This window comes from Amycolatopsis sp. NPDC045836 (genome assembly GCF_056431745.1).
Genome location: NZ_JBWKKF010000009.1, coordinates 307307 through 324441, shown reverse-complemented (window position 1 = coordinate 324441; position 17135 = coordinate 307307). Strand labels below are relative to the sequence as shown.

Genomic DNA, 17135 nt, shown 5'->3' with positions numbered 1-17135 from the left:
CGAAGAAAGCGGGGCACCCCCTGGCCGGGGCTGCCCCACCTGCTGCGCTCAACCAGCCGTGACGAAGCCCTTTTCGACCATCCAGTCCCTGGCCACGGCACCCGCGTCCCGACCTTCGATGTCCACCTTCTTGCCCAGCTGGATCATCTGGTCGTTGGTCATCTCCGCGGCCACCGGCCGCAGCACGTCGGCGATCTCCGGGTGGGCGGTGAGGTAGTCCTGCCGCAGCGTCGGGCAGACGTTGTACTGCGGGAAGAACTTCTTGTCGTCCGCCAGCACGGTCAGGTTCAGCCCGGCGATCCGGCCGTCGGTGGTGAAGACCTCGCCGAACCGGCAGGTGTTGTTCGCGATCGAGGCGTAGATCGCCCCGGTGCCGAACTGCTTGACCTCGGTGGCCGGGAAGTCGTAGGTCTTCTGCACCCCGGGGAAACCGTCCTGGCGGCTGGCGAACTCCGTCTCCACGCAGAACACCGCCTCCTGCGGGTTCTGCTTGAGGAAGTTCGTCATGTCCGTGGTGGTCTTCAGGTTGTGCTGCTGCGCGAACTCCGCCGTGGTGGCGAAGGCGTAGGTGTTGTTCACCGGCGAGTAGTCCAGCCAGGCGATCCCGTTCTGCTCGAGGTCCGCCCGCCGCACCGCCTCGTACTGCTGCTGCTCGTCCGGGATCGGATCGGTGTTGCCGAGGTAGTTGATCCAGCCGGTGCCGGTGTACTCCCAGCTCATGTCGACCTCACCGGCGAGCAGCGCCTGCCGCGCGTTCGTCGACCCCTTGATGTCGGACAGGTCGGTGACGTCCATGCCCGCCGCCGACAACGCCAGTTCGGCCATGTAGGCCAGCAGGATGTTCTCGGTGAAGTCCTTCGAGCCGACCGTGACGTCCACACCGGACAGCGCGGGCACCGCCTTGATCGAGCCCGGCCCCACCGCGTACGGCAGCGCGGCGTTGGTCTCCAGCCCGCACGCGCTCACCGAGGCGGCCAGCAGCACGGCACCGAATACCGCCTTGAGCCGGTTCATCGCAGTCCCTTCGGTCCCAGGTACTGCTCGGCGACCGCGCCGAGCCAGTCCACGATCAGCGCCGTGCCCACCGCCAGCACCGCGCCCACCACGATCACGCGGTTGAGCTGCAGCTTGTACCCGGTGTCGATGAGCACGCCGAAACCACCGCCGTTGACGAAGACCGCCAGCGTCGCGGTGCCCACCGCGAGCACCAGCGAGGTCCGCAGCCCGGCCAGGATCAGCGGCACGGCCAGCGGCAGTTCGATGCGCCGGAGCACCGCCGGGGCGGACATGCCGATGCCGCGCCCGGCGTCGATCAGCGCCGGGTCCACCTGCTGCAGGCCGACCATGGTGTTCCGCAGCACCGGCAGCAGCGAGTAGAAGGCCAGCGGGATGGCGACCACCCACAGCCCCTCCCAGCCGGTCCACAGGAAGAACAGCACCAGCACACCCAGCGCCGGGGCGGCCTGCCCGATGTTCGCGATGGCCAGGAAGAACGGCGCCGCCGGTTTCGCCCAGCGCCGGGTCAGCGCGATGCCGAGCGGCACCGCGACCACCACCACCATGGCGGTGACCACCACGGTGATCAGCAGGTGCTCGCCGAGCGTGGTGAACAGCGTGCTCGCGTTGAGCGTCTTCTGCTCGTTCGGCTTCAGCTCGCTGGAGAACACCCACGCCAGCACCGCGCCGACGACCAGCACGACCACCAGCGGCTGCGCGAACAACCGCACCCGCTCGGCGCGTGCCGAACCCGATTCGGTGGTGAACCCGGAGGTGTCGGTCTGCGCCGCCGTGGTCATGCGTCGTCCCCGTGCTCGGCCCGCAGCTGCCGGACGGTGTCCATCACGGTCTCGATGTCCACCCCGCCGACGTACTCGCCACGCGGTCCGGTGACCACCGCGCGGCCGCCTTCGGTGAGGATCGCCTCCAGCGCGTCCTGCAGGGTCGACTGGGTGCTCACCGAGTCACCGATCGGCCGGGCCACCGCGCTCAGCGAACCGGCCGAGACCAGGTCGCGCACGTGCACCCAGCTCAGCGGGCGGCGCCGGTCGTCGAGCACCAGGCCGTAGGTCTTGCGGGCCTCGGTCAGCCGCTTGCGCGCCTCGGCGGGTGAATCGCTCAGCGACAGGGTGGGCAGGCCGTCGTCGCGGTAGTCGATGTCCCGCACGCGCAGCAGGGTCAGCTGCTTGAGCGAGGCACCGGCCCCGACGAACCCGGCCACCGTGTCGTTCGCCGGATTGGCCAGGATCGCGTCCGGGGTGTCGTACTGCAGGATCGACGACCGGTCACCGAGCACGGCGATCTTGTCGCCGAGCTTGACCGCTTCGCCGAAGTCGTGCGTGACGAAGACGATGGTCTTCTTCAGCTCGGTCTGCAGGCGCAGCAGCTCGTCCTGCAGGTTGCCGCGGGTGATCGGGTCGACCGCGCCGAACGGCTCGTCCATCAGCAGCACCGGCGGGTCGGCGGCCAGCGCGCGGGCCACCCCGACGCGCTGCTGCTGCCCACCGGAGAGCTGCCGGGGGAACCGGTCGCGGAACTGCGCCGGGTCCAGCCCGACCAGGTCCATCATCTCCTCGACCCGGTTGGCCACCTTCTGCTTGTCCCAGCCGAGCAGGCCGGGCACCACGGCGATGTTCTGCCCCACGGTGAAGTGCGGGAACAACCCGGCCTGCTGGATCGCGTAGCCGATGGTGCGCCGGAGCCGGTCCGGGTTCAGCGAGAGCGCGTCCTGACCGCCGATGGTGATCTTGCCCGAGGTGGGCTCGATCAGCCGGTTGATCATCCGCATGGTGGTGGTCTTGCCGCAGCCGGACGGCCCGACGAAGATGACGATCTTCCCGGCGGGCACCACCATGGAGAAGTCCTCCACCGCGGGCTGCTTCTGCCCGGGGTAGCGCTTGGTGACCTGCTCGAGCTGGATCTCCACCCCGGAGACCCCTTCGCCGCTGTCGGCGGCGGTCGCCGATGTAACCACGTTCTCAGCCACGGACACCCCTTGAGATGGTGAAACGGGAGATCAGGAAGTACACGCCCTCGAGCAGCAGCGCGAGGATCACCACGCCGATCGTGCCGACCAGCGCCTCGTTGACCGCGTTGGCGCTGCCCGCGCGGACCAGCCCGGAGAACACCTCGTCACCGAGGCCGGGCCCCTTGGCGTAGGCCGCGATCACCGCGATGCCCATCAGCATCTGGGTGGCGACCCGCATCCCGGCCAGGATGGCGGGCCAGGCCAGCCGCAGCTCCACCCTGGTCAGCACGCCGAACCGGCTCATCCCGATGCCCTTGGCCGCGTCGGCGATCGCCGGGTCCACCCCGCCGAGGCCGACGATGGTGTTGCGCACGATCGGCAGCAGGGCGTAGAGCACCAGCGCGATCACCGTCGGCTCGGTGCCGAGGCCGACCACCGGGATGAGCAGGCCGAGCAGCGCGAACGACGGGATGGTCAGGATCGCGCTGGCCAGTGCGGTGGCCACGGCCGAGCCGATCGGGGAGCGGTAGACCGCCACCCCGGTCAGCACGCCGAGCACCGCGGCGATGACCGTGCACTGCACGACCGCGCTCACGTGCAGCCACGCCTCGACCGAGATCCGGTCCCAGCGGTCGACGACGAACTCGAAGACGTTCACGGCCGGCGGCCCTTGAGCAGCCGCCGCCGGGGCCTGGCGCCCCCGCCGGTGCGTTCCTCGTGGATCTCTTCCAGTGACCTCATCATCTCGTCCTCCCGCAGTACCAGCGGATCACGGCGCAGGTCGCGCCAGACGGCGACGCAGAGACCGATCATCACCACCACGAACGGCACGGCGATGAGGATGGTCAGGTTCTGCAGGCCCTTCAGGCCCTCGTTGCCGCCGACCAGCAGCATCACCGCCGCGACGGCACCCATCAGCACGCCCCAGAAGATCACCACGTTCTTCTTCGGGTGCACCGAACCGCGTTGCGACAGCGTGCCCATCACCACCGACGCGGCGTCCGCGCCGGAGACGAAGAAGATCGACACCAGCACCATCACCAGGATCGCGATCGGGAGGAACCACGGCAGCGTCTCCAGCAGTTCGAAGGTCGCCGACTGCTCGCTGCCCGCACCGGCGATGTCCACCCCGTTCTGCTGGCGGTCGATCGCCGCGCCGCCGAAGATGGCGAACCAGATCAGGCTGACCACGCTCGGCACCGCGATCACGCCGATGATGAACTGGCGGATGGTGCGCCCGCGCGAGATGCGCGCGATGAACATGCCGACGAACGGCGTCCAGGAGATCCACCAGGCCCAGTAGAAGACCGTCCAGCCGGACAGCCAGGTCTGCATCTCCTCGCCGCCGGTGGCCCCGGTCCGGCCGGACATCTCGGCCAGCTCGCGGAAGTAGTCCCCGATCGCGCCGGGCACCAGGTTGAAGATCAGCACGGTCGGGCCGACCACCAGCACGAACAACGCCAGCACCGCGGCCAGCACCATGTTGGTGTTGGACAGCCACTGGATGCCCTTGGCCACCCCGGACACCGCCGAGGCGATGAACGCGATGGTCAGCACGGCGATGATGGCCACCAGCACGCCCTTGCCGGGGTTGTCGATCCAGCCGACCGCGCCGAGACCGCCGCCGACCTGCAGCGCACCGAGGCCCAGCGAAGCGGCCGATCCGAACAGCGTGGCGAAGATCGCCATCACGTCGATGGCCTTGCCCAGGGGACCCTCGGTGCGGCGCTGCCCGAGCAGCGGCGCGAACACCGAGCTGATCAGCTGGCTGCGGCCCTTGCGGAAGGTGCTGTAGGCGATGGCGAGGCCGACCACCGCGTAGATCGCCCACGGGTGCACGGTCCAGTGGAACAGCGTGGTCGCCATCGCGGTGTGCACGGCCTCGTCGGAACCGGCCGGGGCGGTGCCCGGCGGCGGGCTCGCGAGGTGCGAAACCGGTTCGTAGACGCCGAAGAACATCAGCCCGATGCCCATTCCGGCGCTGAACATCATGGCGATCCACGAGGAGGTGCGGAATTCCGGGCGTTCCTTGTCCTGGCCCAGCGGAATGCGGCCGTAGCGGCTGATCGCCAAGCAGACGGCGAACAACACGAATCCACTGGCGGTGAGCACGAATGCCCAGCCACCGTAAGGAATTACCGCTTTGTTGAGCAGGGTCTTGGCGACCGACGCGAGGCTCGACGGGGACGACACGCCCCAGGCGATCAGGGCGAGGGCGAGCACCGCGGCGACCCCGAAGACGACCTTGTCCGTCTCGGCCGGTCTCTCCGCGGCGAGTTCGAGTGGGATGTGCTCCTCTGGGCTGTGACCTGCGCCGGTGGTGTCCGGCGCGTTCGCGAGGTCGTGGGTGTCCGCGCGGTGCGCGCCCCCGACCTCCGCTTCGCCTGGCTTGCCGTCCTGCGAACCCGTAGTCATGTCCACACGCCGACGAATCGGCGCGACCTCCTTCCGGCCCCGTGGGTAACCCGTTCGGTGCAGCACCCTAACCCGTACCCCGTACGCGGCGTGCCTCGAATCGCTGACCAGGTCAAGCCGCCATTGGGTGGGACCACATTTGCGGAAGATCACCCGCTCGGCAAGCACAACGGCGTGTCAATCGGAACCCGATTGCCGCCGTCCGCCGTTCCAGCTGCGTGAATCTGGTATTTCTGCCAGTCGCGCGCCGGATTTCTCCACCGGTGCTCATCTCCCGGGAGGGGCTTCGCCGCAGGTGGGGCGGTCCCATACGCTGTTCTGGTGAGCAGGAGCCGTGAGCACAGCGCGTTGCGCGTCGTGCGCGGCGTGTTGCTGGCCTCGGCGTCGGCGGCGCTGGCGATCACCGCTCACGCACTGGCCGACGGCGCGGTGCCGAACTTCTCGCTCACCCTCCTGCTGACCGCCCTGATCGGGTGGACTTCGACCGCGCTCGCCGACCGCACGCGCGGCCTGCCCGGCATCCTGGCCGTGCTGGCGCCCGCGCAGGTGGTGATGCACTTCGTGCTCACCGAGCTGGGCGGGCACGCGGCGGCCCACGGCGTCCCGGCCGCTTCGCTGCCGATGACCGCGGCGCACGCGGTGGCCGTGCTCGGCACGGCGGTGCTGCTGGCCCGCGCCGAGTCGCTGCTGCTGGTCGTGCTGTCGAGCCTGCGGCTGCTGCTGCCGGTGGCCTGGTCGGCGCTCCCGGTGCGGGGTGAGCCGGTGCGCCCGGTCACCGTCCACCCCGAACTCTCCGCCGGGGCGGTCCCGGTGTTCCTGCGGACCGTGCTCGGCAGGCGCGGTCCGCCCGTCGCTGCCTGAACCAGCCCCTTTCGAAATCCCCCCTGTTCAGGAGCGAATCTTCATGTCGACGAAGCGATTTGTGCAGCGTGCCGCGGTGCTCGCGGGCGTGGCCGGGCTCACCGGCCTGATGGGTGCCGGACTGGCCTCGGCGCACGTCACCGCGGACTACTACGGGCAGGCCCCGCAGAAGGGCGGCCGCGCGCTGATCCTGCTGCGCGTGCCCAACGAGGAGGCCGACGCCGGTACCACCAAGGTCGAGGTCGCCTTTCCGGCGGAGTACGGCATCACCTCCGCCCGCACCAAGCCGGTGCCGGGCTGGACCGCCGAGATCGCCAAGGTGACCCTGCCCACGCCGGTGAAGAACGGCAAGGGCGCCGACGTCAGCGAAGTGGTTAGCAAGATCACCTGGACCGCGCAGGGCGGGACCAAGATCGCCGCCGGTTCCGGCGAGTACCAGGAGTTCGAGTTCAACGCCTCCACCCTGCCATCCACTGTGGACACGCTGGTGCTGCCGGCCACGCAGACCTACGAGAACGGCAAGGTGGTGGCCTGGGACGCGCCGCCGCCCCCGGAGGGCGGGGAGGAGCCGGAGCACCCGGCGCCGACGGTCAAGCTGGCCGCGGCGAGCAGCGGTGGTGACCACGGGCACGAGGCCGCGAGCCCGGCCACGGGCACGGGCTCGGGTGAGCAGGCCGGATCCGGGCACACCGACCAGGCCGCTTCGGCCACCGACGACACCGCCCGCTGGCTCGGCGGCGCCGGCCTCGCCGTCGGCGCGCTCGGCCTCGGTGTCGGCGCCGGCGCGACCATCCGCGCGCGGAAGTCGTCGAGGGCGGGCGCATGAAGCGGCTCCTGGTCGCGGTGCTGACCGCGACGGCCCTGCTCGGCCTGGCCTCCCCGGCGCTGGCGCACAACGTGCTGGTGTCGTCCGATCCGGCGAAGGGCGCGTCGCTGCAGGAAGGGCCGCCGCGGGTCACGCTGACCTTCGACCAGTACGTGCAGTCGGCCGACGTGAACCAGGTCGCGGTCACCGGCCCGGACGGCTCGCAGTGGGCCGAGGGCACGGTCGAGGTCAAGGGCAACGTGGTCAGCGCGCCGCTGCGCCCGCTCGGCCCGGCCGGTGAGTACACGCTGGGCTTCCGCATCCTGTCGGCGGACGGGCACGCGGTGACCGACGAGATCAAGTTCACCCTGGCGAAGGCGGGCAACGGCACCCCGGCGGCCGCGGACGCCGCCCGATCGGGTGACACCGGCGGCGGCACCGCGGACAGCGGTTCCGGCGGGGTGCCGCTGTGGGTGTGGATCGCCGGCGCCGTGGTGCTGCTCGCGCTGGGCCTGGTGTTCGCGTTGCGGGCGGGCAAGGAGCCGACGAAGTCATGACCCGGGCCGAGACCACCTCGCCGGTCCGGTACACCACGCTGGTCTGCGTGGTCGCCGCCGCACTGCTGGGCGCGCTGGTCGGCGTGGCCCTGTCGGCGACCGCGCCGATCCCGGGGGTGACCGAGGTCAGCGAGGCGGTCTCGGTGGCCATCCCGCTCGTGCGGGTGCTGCTGGACCTCGCGGCGGTCACCACGATCGGGTTGTCGCTGCTGTCGGTGCTGGTCGGCTACGACCGGCCGAAGCTGACCGAACCGGTGCTGCGCCTGGCCCGCCCGGCGGCGGTGGCCGGCGCACTGGTGTGGTCGGCCACCGCGTTCGTCGCGCTGGTGTTGCAGACCGCGGAGTTCCGGCCGCAGTCGGAGACCATCGGCGCGGGTGACGTGTGGGACTACATCGTGCAGATCGGCGCCGGGAAGGCGCTGCTCGTGGTGGGCGTGCTGGCGCTGGTGCACGCCGGGCTGGGCGTGCTGACCCTGCGCCACGGCGAAAAGGTGCCCGCCGAGGTGCGGGTCGGGCTGGGCCTGTTCGCGCTGCTGCCGCTCCCGGTCACCGGCCACGCGTCGAACTGGGACTACCACGACTACACGATGATCTCGATGGAGCTGCACGTGATGAGCGCCGTCGCCTGGACCGGCGGCCTCGGCGCGATGGCGGTGCTGCTGATCGGGAACCGCACCCTGCTCGCCCACGCCCTGCCGCGGTTCTCGAAGCTGGCCACCCTGTGCCTGCTCCTGTCCGCGGCCACCGGCCTGTTCAACGGCGTCGTCGAAATCAACCTGAACCCGACGATGGACCTGGTGACCGGCCTGCTCACCACCCCGTACGGCCAGCTGGTGCTGCTGAAACTGGTGTGCACCGGCGTCATCGCCCTGCTCGGCGCCCACGTGCGGTGGCGCCTGATGCCCCGGATCCTGCGCCACGAACGCACGGCACTGGCGATGTGGGCCACGCTGGAACTCACGGTGATGGGACTGGCCTTCGGTTTCGCGGTGGTACTGACCCGGGCACCGGTCGCCTGAACGATCCCTTGCGTCGGCAGTAGTGGACTGACTGCGTGCCTGGCCTGTACCGGGGGCGCTCAGCTGCCGCCAGGGTCTGGGTTGCCGCTGGCAGAGGTGCTTGCGATGCAATCACGGGTAGCCTGTGGAGGTATCTCTTCGCGGAGTACACGCCCCCGGTCGACGGGCCGGGGTTCCGCGGAGGGGACGAGCGCGAAGAGGTGCACTGATGGACGCTGACCTTGGCCGCCGCCTGCGCGAAATTCGAGAATGGCGAGGGCTCAGCCTTCGCGCTGCCGCCCAGTTGTCCGGCTATTCGTTCACCTACCTCGGCGAGCTCGAACGCGGTGACAAGCCGTTGAACAACCGGAAAGTCCTCGAAGCCCTGGCCCGCACGCTACGAGTCTCCCCCACGGAAATCAGCCAGCGCCCGCACCTCAGCGCCGACCCGCTCAGTGCGAGTGCTCGGGCTTCACTTCTGCGCATCGAGGCCATCCTCACGGAATGGCACCCGGGCGAAGTTCCGGACGATTACCCCCCACGTCCCTGGGAAGAGGTGTGGTCCGAATCCAACACGCTGGTCAATACCCTTCGCCCGGCCTCGGACTACGCCGGGCAGGGGGAGGTCCTGCCGAACTTGATCCACGATCTTCTGTGCCACGCCGCGCCCGCCAGCGAACATCGGACACGGGCCCTTCGTGTGCTGGTCGCCGCCTACCACGCCGCGGGCAACCTCGCCGCCAGAATGGGCACCAGGCACTTGGGATATGTCGCCGCCGACCGGGTCACCCAGGCCGCGGAGTTGCTCGGCGAACCGGAATGGCTCGGGGTCGCGGGGTGGACGCGCGCTCAGTTCCTGTCGTCGATCTCCCGTGCGCGTCAGTACCGCCTGGCCGTCGCCGCGGTCGACCTGCCCGGTGCCCGACTTGAGAGCCGTGGCATGTCCCACCTCACCGCTGCGCTCGCCGCGGCTGCCACCGGAGACGACTCCATGGCTCGGACGCACCTCGACGAGGCCGAGGCCATGGCCAACTGCCTTGACCTGGACAACTCATCGTGGGGAGCGGGCACGATGAATTTCGGGCGCGCGAACGTCGGCATCTGGAAGATCAGCATCGGCGTCGAGGTCGGTGACGGCGGGAGGGTCGCCGAGATCGCCAACGGAGTACCCCTGGCAACCGTGCCCACGTCGAGGCAAGGCGCGTTCTGGATAGACCTCGGCCGCGGTCTCATCGCCGAGAAGAAGACGCAGTCCGACGGGCTCCAAGCGCTGCTCAAAGCGGAAGAGCTGACCCCCCAGCAAGTCCGGAACAACAACTTCGCGCGAGAAGCAGTCGCGGCAGTTCTCCGTGTCGCTCGGCGAGACGCTGGGGGCCGCGAACTGCGAGGTTTGGCGTGGCGGATGGGAATTGCCCCGACTGGGTGAAACCGGCGGGTGTACGCAAGCAGCGTACAAAGCGCCCGCAGGGAGTCTTAGCGTCACCTCCTGATCACAAGGAGGTGCTCGACGGTGAGCGCGAAAGTTCAGTTACCGGTCTTGCGATGTGACGACCCGGTGGGCCGAGTGGCGGCGCTGCGCTGGTGGCACTCCTGCCGCCGGTGCCGCATGGTGGGCCGGTCGATCTTCGAAACCCTGCTGTCCCAACAGCAGTGCCAGGACGGCACCCCGTGAGGACCGGCAACTCCGGTGTCGGTGATCGCTGCGCTCTGACCCCTTGTCCCGTCGAGGAGGGCAGCGAGCCTGACAGCCCCGACTCTCCGCAGTCGGTTCTCGACGACCTCGTCAAGGCCGGATTGAGCTCCGCAATTCCGTGGGCCACCGATGAGGAAGTGGAAGCGTTCTGCGATTCCTCGCTTCGAGGAATGGCGCCATGACTTCGCCATCGTCGACGTTCTCCGAGGCGCGCCAGAAACAAGTCGATCGACTCGTCGCTCGATATCGCGCCCTGGCAGTCAGGCAACCGCCGGAGGTTGTGCGGAACACGATGCTGGACGAGCTGAGCCGGGGGCCAATGTGGTGGAGACCCAGGGCCTGGTGGAAGCCCGCGTGCAGGCGGCGCGTCGACCAATACGCGCTGCTGATCGTGGCGGTCGAGCGCTTGGCGGCCGGGTCATGACCTTCCAACGCGAACTCGGCCGGAACTTGCGGATGGAGCGGGTCAGGGCGGGCCTGAGCCGTGAGGACGTGGCGGCGCGGATGCTGACCGAGGTTTGCGCGGCCACGATCGGGTCGTATGAGACAGGCGCACGGTCGATCCCGATCGACAAGCTGCTCGAATACTGCCGGGTGATCGGCCAGCCGGTCCAGGTGGTGTGGCCGATGGCGGGGCGCCGGGTACAGGTGGTTCACACCCGGCGCTTGCGCGCCGTCGACGACCCGCGGTTGCAGCCCCTCGCGGCTTGGGCGAAGAACTACGGCAACGGCCTGATCCGATTGACACCGCAAGCCATCGAGGCGGCCGCACAGCTCTGCGGTGTACCGCCGGACTGGCTGCAACGGCGGTTGCTGGAGATCCAGCGCTTTTAGTCGCTCCGATTCCGCAGGAACGAGCGCGTCATTCCATCAGAACAGGAGTCGAGTGAACAGCGAGCGTGCACCGCGTTTCAACCCAGGAGGGTCCATGTCGATCTCCATCCAGGGCCGTCGGCCCGAACTCGGCGCTCTGTTCCGGCAACTCCGCGAAGGAGCCGGCGTCTCCCGCGAACAAGCCGCCGCCGTCCTCGGGTGCACGACCTCAAAGATCGGCGACCTGGAACTCGCGCGCTCGACCCCGAAACCGGCCGAGGCGGAGAAGCTGCTGGAGGAATACCGGGTTCCGGACGAACAGCGCGCCCGGATCCTGGCGCACGTGCGGCGGCAGGCCGGGCGCAAGCGGTACGGCACCTACGGCGACTACGTGCCGCCACCGCGGCTTCGCCGCATCGTCGAACTCGAAGCCCAGGCCGTCACCGCCTGCTACTACTCCGGCGAGGTGATACCGCCCCTGCTGCAGGTGCGGTCCTATGCCGAGGCGCTGAGCGCGTCCACCGAACCGACCACCCGCGGGGCCACGGACCTGGCGGAGTTCCAACTCACCCGCCAGCACCTCCTCCACCGGCCCGATACCAGGCCGCCGCTGCACTACCGCTGCTACCTCGGTGAAGCCGTGCTGCACACCAAGATCGGCGGCGAAGCCACCATGCGCGAACAACTCGCCCACCTGCGCGACCTCGCCCTGGACCTGTCCAACTTCGAGCTGCACCTCGTACCGTTCAACGTCGGCAGCCACCCACTGCTGGGCTGCTCCGCGACGCTCTACCACTTCCCCAGGCCGGCCCCGCCACAGCTCATCTCCGAAGTAGCCGGCCACAGCTTCACGCGCCGACACGGAGCTTCAACACTCAACCCGAGCGATGCGTTCGATCAGCTGGCCAAAACGGCCCTCAGCCGCAACGACACCGTCCTCCACCTGAGCACCCGGACCGGTTCCGCGCTCCCGACCCGTCAACTCAGCCCCGGTCGAAGGTACGCAACAGGGCCGTTCGGGCGGCGGGGATTGGGCTGAACGGGCGGACTCCCGGGCGAAGCCCGCTGTGGGGGGAACCACACGCCCGGATCGCTCGTCTGGACGCGTGTGCACAGCGGAGCAGCAGGCGTGAGCCCCAGCCCGAACCCCAGTCCCAGCCCGGCCGGCCAGGTCACCGCCCCGGCGCCGCGGCGGTCGCCCGAGGCGGAGCCGGTGGTGCCCAGGGAGTTGGAGCAGCCACCCGCCCACTTCACCAACCGCACCGAGCAGCTCGCGGTGCTCGACCGGTTGCTCGACGAGCCCGCCGACCGGCCGCTGGTGCAGGTGATCTGCGGGCTCGGCGGCATCGGCAAGTCGGCGCTGGCGCGCCACTGGGTGCACCGCGTCCGCACCCGCTTCCCCCGCGGTCAGCTTTACGCCGATCTCGGCGCCTTCAACGCCACCGGTCCCACCGAGACGGGTGAACTGCTCAAGCGCTTCCTCGTCGCCTTCGGGATCGACGCCAAGAGGCAGCCCGCCGGGCTCGACGAGCTGAAGGCGATGTACCGCACCGAGACCGCGGGCCGCCCGCTGCTGGTGGTGCTCGACGACGCCGTCTCCTCCGAGCAGGTGGCGCCGCTCATCCCCACCGCTCCCGGCACCGTGGTGCTGGTGACCAGCCGGTTCCGCCTCGGCGGCCTGCGTGCCAGCCACGGCGCGAAGCGCCTCGAACTGACCAAGTTCGAGCACGGCCACGGCATCCAGCTGCTCTCCGCGATCGTCGACGACGAGCGCACCGCCGAACCCGATCCGCACCTGCAGAAGATGGTCACCTTCTGCGACGGCCTGCCGATCGCGCTGCACGTGCTCGGGGTGAAGCTGGCCAACCAGCCCCACCTCTCCGCTGCGCGCGCGGTGGCCCAGCTGGAACGATTGCGGCTGGCGGCATTGGCGGACCAGAAGGAGAACCTCTCGGTGACCAGCACCTTCGACCTCTCGTACCAGGACCTGTCCCCCGACGCGGCGCAGCTCTACCGCGCGCTGGGCCTGCACCCCGGGCCCGAGTTCGGTCTCGGCGCGGCGACCGGGGCCGCCGGGCGGTCGGTGGACGACACCGAGGCGCTGCTCGGGGAACTCGTGCAGTCCGGCCTGCTCGAAGCGCAGAAGGGCCGCTTCGGCTTCCACGACCTGGTGCGCCTGCACGCCGAGGACAAAGCCGCCGAGAACCCCGAGGAAGCCGAAGCCGCACGGCGTCGCATCCTCGAGTGGTACCTGCGGGCCGCTCGCCGCACCGAGGACACGCTGACCGTGCCCGACCAGGACCGCATCCCGTACGAGTTCGGCGACCGCGGCCCCGACCCGGAGTCGCTGCCCGGCAACGACGACGCGTTGCCCTGGCTGGAACGCGAGCGCCCCAACCTGATCGCCGCCATCCAGACCGCGTACGAGCAGGAGCTGCCCGAACTCGCCTGGCAGCTGGCTGCCGCGATGTGGCCGCTGTTCCTGCTGCGCAAGCACTACCGCGACTACCTCACGGTCAGCCAGCTCGGGGTGAAGTGCGCCGAGCAGTGGGGCAACCCCTCGGCCAAGGCGCTGATGCTGAACCGCTCGGCGGGCGCCTGCCGCGGCGCCGGGCGGTTCGAGGAGGCCATCGAGTACTACAAGGCGGGCAAGGACGCCCTGGCCGGCGGCGGTGACCAGGCGATCGCCATCCGCTCGGTGGAGGGGCTGGGCCTGGTCGCGCTGGCCCAGGGCCGGGTCGAGGACGCGCTGACCCACTTCGAGGAGGAACTGGCCTACGCCCGCCGCCTCGAACGCGCCCACGACGTGAACCTGGCGCTGATCAACCTCGGGGCGACGCTGGTCAAGGCCGGTCGTGGCGCGGAGGCCGCCGAACGGCTGGCGCAGGCCAAGTCGCTGCTCGACGCCCAGGGTGACGTCTACAACCGCGCGCGGGCCCAGATCGACCTCGGGCGGGCGCTGGCGCACGACGAACGGTTCGGCGAAGCGCGTGCCGAGCTGCACGAGGCCCTCGCCACGATGGAATCGGCCGGTTCGGCGTTCGAACAGGCGCGGGCGATCCACGCCCTCGGCGACGTCGCGAAGCTCGCCGGCGATATCGAAGAGGCCAAGTCACGTTACGAAGCGGCATTGCCCATTTACACAGAGCTGAACCGGCCCGAGGCGAAACCGCTCGCGGAAGAGTTGCGCTCACTCCCCTGAGCAGGCAAGACGATCTTCGCCACCGGTTTTCGGTGGCGGTGGGTAATCAGTGCGCGTTCATTCTGCGTAACGAATGCTCGAGAAGGGGTGATCGGTCGGGCCGAATTCACTGCCTGCAGCTTGCCGTTCGGGCAGAAACGACGAACGGTCATTCCCCAGCGCCGAATGTCGCGTTTTTTACGACCGTTCAGCGGTACCGGCTCCACCGGGTACCGGTCCGCCCGGCCCGCAGGTCGGCCAGGCGCATGCGCAGCTGCCCCCGGACGTACGGGTGGCTGCGCAGGATGGGCAGCACGCTGGTGGTCAGCTTGAGTTCACGGGCGGCCCGCAGCGCCGGGAAGCCGGACCAGCGGGTCACGTCGAAGCCGTAGCCCTCGACCAGCTCCCGGTAGCGCCCGGCCGGATCACCGAACCGCTCCCGGCCGACGGCCAGCGGGATCAGGTCCCACTCCGGCGGGCCGACGCAGGAGGAGTCGAAGTCGCACAGCACCGGGCCGTCCGGCCCGGCGATCACGTTGCCGGGGTGCGCGTCGCCGTGCACCAGCGCGGCGGGCAACGCGAATTCGACCTGGGCCAGCTGTTCTTCGACCTCGGCGCACCGGTCCAGCAGGAACCGCCGGTCGCCGGGCGCCAGTTCCTCGGCGTCGGCCACGCGGGCGCGGACGTCGTCCAGCGGTGCCCACCCGCCGACGCCGTCCGGTGGTTCGAGCTGGTGCACCCGGCGCAGCAGCGCGGCCAGGTCGGCGGCCGTGCCGTGACCGGCCTCGCCCGGCACCCGCTCCCACACCGTCGCCAGGTGTTCGCCCAGCTCCAGGGGTTGCGGCAGGTCACCGAACAGGCGGATGGCCGGCACGCCGTGCCGGGCGAAGTGCTCGGCCACGGCGACCACCTTGTGGGCGCGGTGGCGCAGCGTGCGGGACCCGACGATGCGCACCACGATCGGCGCCCCGGCCAGCGAGTACACCGCGTTGTTGGTGAAGCGCAGCAGCCGCGCCCCGTCGGCGTCCACGCCGAGCAGGGCGCACGCCCGAGCGAGCGCCCCGTCCAGCTTCTCCCTGGTGAACCGGCCGTCCAAAGCGCCTTCCAGAGTCGCCGACACCGGGTCCCGCCCGCCTCGCTCAGGCGGCGTAGAACGCGTTGATCCGGTCGGCCAGGTCGCGGGCGTCGGCGTTGTTCCGGCGCCGTTCGGCCTCGACCTTGAGCGGCATCATCCGGTCCTTGATCCGCGCCGACTTCAGCCCCTCGGCCGCGTCCAGCGCCTTGCCGCCCACCTTCGCGCCCTGGTCGAGGTCGCCTTCGAGCAGGTGGTTGGTGGCCAGCGCGCTCAGGTTGAACACCCGGCTGCGGGCCATGTCGTCGCCGTAGGACTCGACCGCCCTGGTCAGCGCCGGAATGGCGTACTTGGTGTGGTCGGCCTTGCCCTCGATGGCCAGCGCGGTGTGCACCGTGCCGATCATCGCGTAGACGTCGGTTTCGTTGAAGAACTGCACCCAGGACTCGGCGTTGGCGATGTCCGCGCGGGCGAACTCGTCCTTGGTGCGGCCCAGCAGCTTGAGCGCCTGCTCCTCGTTGCCCATCATCGCGTAGGCCCACGCCTGGTTCGCGCAGAGCACGGAGATGGCCAGCTCGGAGCCCGACTCCTGGGCCGCGATCTGGCCCAGCTGGAACAGCTTGAGCGCGTCGTTCGGCGCGTCCTGGTGCAGGTAGACCCGGCCCATCCGGTAGAGCACGTTGGCCACCAGCGGGTTGTTGTCGCCCTGCTTGGCCAGGTCGAGCGCGTTGGCGAAGTGCCCCCGCGCCGAGTCGACCAGGCCGGTGTCGAACGAGGTCCAGCCCGCCAGGCTGTGCAGGTCGGCCAGTGCCACGTAGAGCCGGGACTTGACCAGTTCGGCACCGCTGGATTCGAGCATCTGCTGTCCCCAGGACAGCTGCGCCACCACCGCGTCGCGGCAGAACCCGCCGCCGTACTGGTAGTCCAATGCGCGCAGCGCCCGGGTGGCGGCCTCCATCTGCCGGACGTCGGTCATCCCGATCCGGCCTGGCGCCGGTGTCCTCGCGGGACGCGTCGCCCAAGCCTCGGACGCCGGTCCGAAGACCGCTGCACCCATGGTGACCTGCGCGGCGTGCGCGAGGAACTTCCGCCGTTTCACGGACTCGTCCTCCTCAGCCTGCGGGCCGTCGGCGTTGCCGACGACCTGTATCGCCGTGGCCTCGTCGTAGGCGAGGCCCATGTATCCCCTGGCGACACCCAGGCCGTCGGCGATCCGGACCAGGACGTCGTAGGCCATCACCTGCCGTCCCTTGAGGATCTCCGACACCTCGGACTGCGACTGGCCGGTCATCGCGGCGATCTGGCGCTGGGACACACCGTGCTTGCGCAGCTGGCGGTAGACCGAGCTGATCTCGCGAGCGGCGAGCGCCTCTCGCATCTCCGGCTGCTCCCAGGCAGTCGGCGGGATGGGATGACCAGCCTGTCCCTGGTGGGACCCAGTGCTGTTCATGGCGTCCATTCGCGCCCCCTCACAGTCCGTCGGGCGTCTGTCCACAGCGTAGGCACACCCATTCAACCGTGCGAAACGCCGATTGCCGAGCCTGATCGGCCGGGGTGAACTCCGCCGACCGCTTATCGTGGAACTCAGGCCGGTCGCCGCTATGACTGCGGTGCAGGGTTCTTTCCGCCTCGCTTTCACCGCAATGTAGATCTCAGTTCTCCGTGAGCGGTCCGGCACCCCGGGTGATCACGGACAGCGACCACCAACGGCCGCCCTTCACGGAGAGCTACGAAACACGGATATTGCGAGCGACGAGCAGAGCGGAGTAGCCGGT

Annotated in this window: 15 protein-coding genes; 8 read left to right on the top strand and 7 right to left on the bottom strand. The window is 69.9% G+C overall.

The genetic code is table 11. From position 1 onward, the window contains the following. Positions 1-48 precede the first annotated feature (48 nt). From AC07EG_RS20135 to AC07EG_RS20115, 5 genes are read right to left on the bottom strand one after another with little or no spacing between them, the layout of a single operon-like run. Entirely contained in the window at positions 49-1014 is a 966-nt protein-coding gene (locus tag AC07EG_RS20135; protein ID WP_478254634.1) for a glycine betaine ABC transporter substrate-binding protein, read from the bottom strand. After that, a complete protein-coding gene (locus AC07EG_RS20130) occupies positions 1011-1796 on the bottom strand; it encodes an ABC transporter permease (protein ID WP_478254633.1) in 786 nt (261 codons plus the stop codon). Before AC07EG_RS20130 ends, AC07EG_RS20135 begins: the two co-directional genes overlap by 4 nt. Continuing rightward, entirely contained in the window at positions 1793-2989 is a 1197-nt protein-coding gene (locus tag AC07EG_RS20125; protein ID WP_478254632.1) for an ABC transporter ATP-binding protein, read from the bottom strand. Before AC07EG_RS20125 ends, AC07EG_RS20130 begins: the two co-directional genes overlap by 4 nt. Beyond that, positions 2976-3623, bottom strand: a complete 648-nt coding sequence (locus AC07EG_RS20120) for an ABC transporter permease (protein ID WP_478254631.1) — start codon at positions 3621-3623, stop codon at positions 2976-2978. Before AC07EG_RS20120 ends, AC07EG_RS20125 begins: the two co-directional genes overlap by 14 nt. After that, a complete protein-coding gene (locus tag AC07EG_RS20115) occupies positions 3620-5380 on the bottom strand; it encodes a BCCT family transporter (RefSeq protein WP_478254630.1) in 1761 nt (586 codons plus the stop codon). The genes AC07EG_RS20120 and AC07EG_RS20115 overlap by 4 nt, the downstream gene beginning before the upstream one ends. 321 nt (positions 5381-5701) lie before the next feature. Here AC07EG_RS20115 and AC07EG_RS20110 point away from each other — a divergent pair, with 321 nt between their 5' ends. The 8 genes from AC07EG_RS20110 (at position 5702) to AC07EG_RS20075 (ending at position 14309) form a co-directional block, all read left to right on the top strand. Beyond that, positions 5702-6241 carry a hypothetical protein gene (locus tag AC07EG_RS20110; protein ID WP_478254629.1) on the top strand — a complete coding sequence of 180 codons (540 nt, stop codon included), beginning with the start codon at positions 5702-5704 and terminating at the stop codon, positions 6239-6241. Positions 6242-6284: 43 nt separating this feature from the next. Then, positions 6285-7067 (top strand): YcnI family copper-binding membrane protein, encoded by a 783-nt coding sequence (locus tag AC07EG_RS20105; protein ID WP_478254628.1) that lies wholly within the window; start codon positions 6285-6287, stop codon positions 7065-7067. Next, the gene (locus AC07EG_RS20100) at positions 7064-7603 is read left to right on the top strand and encodes a copper resistance CopC family protein (RefSeq protein WP_478254627.1); all 540 of its coding nucleotides are present in this window, start codon (positions 7064-7066) and stop codon (positions 7601-7603) included. The genes AC07EG_RS20105 and AC07EG_RS20100 overlap by 4 nt, the downstream gene beginning before the upstream one ends. Beyond that, positions 7600-8622, top strand: coding sequence for a copper resistance D family protein (locus AC07EG_RS20095; protein WP_478254626.1), 1023 nt, complete (start codon positions 7600-7602; stop codon positions 8620-8622). Before AC07EG_RS20100 ends, AC07EG_RS20095 begins: the two co-directional genes overlap by 4 nt. 208 nt (positions 8623-8830) lie before the next feature. Further along, entirely contained in the window at positions 8831-10027 is a 1197-nt protein-coding gene (locus AC07EG_RS20090; RefSeq protein ID WP_478254625.1) for a helix-turn-helix domain-containing protein, read from the top strand. Between the two features lie 588 nt (positions 10028-10615). Next, on the top strand, positions 10616-11128 hold the full coding sequence (locus AC07EG_RS20085; RefSeq protein ID WP_478254624.1) for a helix-turn-helix domain-containing protein: 513 nt from the start codon (positions 10616-10618) through the stop codon (positions 11126-11128). A 94-nt stretch (positions 11129-11222) separates the two neighbouring features. After that, positions 11223-12146, top strand: a complete 924-nt coding sequence (locus AC07EG_RS20080; RefSeq protein WP_478254623.1) for a helix-turn-helix domain-containing protein — start codon at positions 11223-11225, stop codon at positions 12144-12146. A 177-nt stretch (positions 12147-12323) separates the two neighbouring features. Beyond that, entirely contained in the window at positions 12324-14309 is a 1986-nt protein-coding gene (locus AC07EG_RS20075; protein WP_478254622.1) for an ATP-binding protein, read from the top strand. Positions 14310-14496: 187 nt separating this feature from the next. On the opposite strand, the gene AC07EG_RS20070 is transcribed toward AC07EG_RS20075, so the two are convergent. Both AC07EG_RS20070 and AC07EG_RS20065 read right to left on the bottom strand, forming a co-directional pair. After that, positions 14497-15384, bottom strand: coding sequence for a phosphotransferase enzyme family protein (locus AC07EG_RS20070; RefSeq protein WP_478254692.1), 888 nt, complete (start codon positions 15382-15384; stop codon positions 14497-14499). 43 nt (positions 15385-15427) lie between these two features. Next, positions 15428-16819 (bottom strand): helix-turn-helix domain-containing protein, encoded by a 1392-nt coding sequence (locus tag AC07EG_RS20065; protein WP_478254621.1) that lies wholly within the window; start codon positions 16817-16819, stop codon positions 15428-15430. Between the last annotated feature and the right edge of the window lie 316 nt (positions 16820-17135).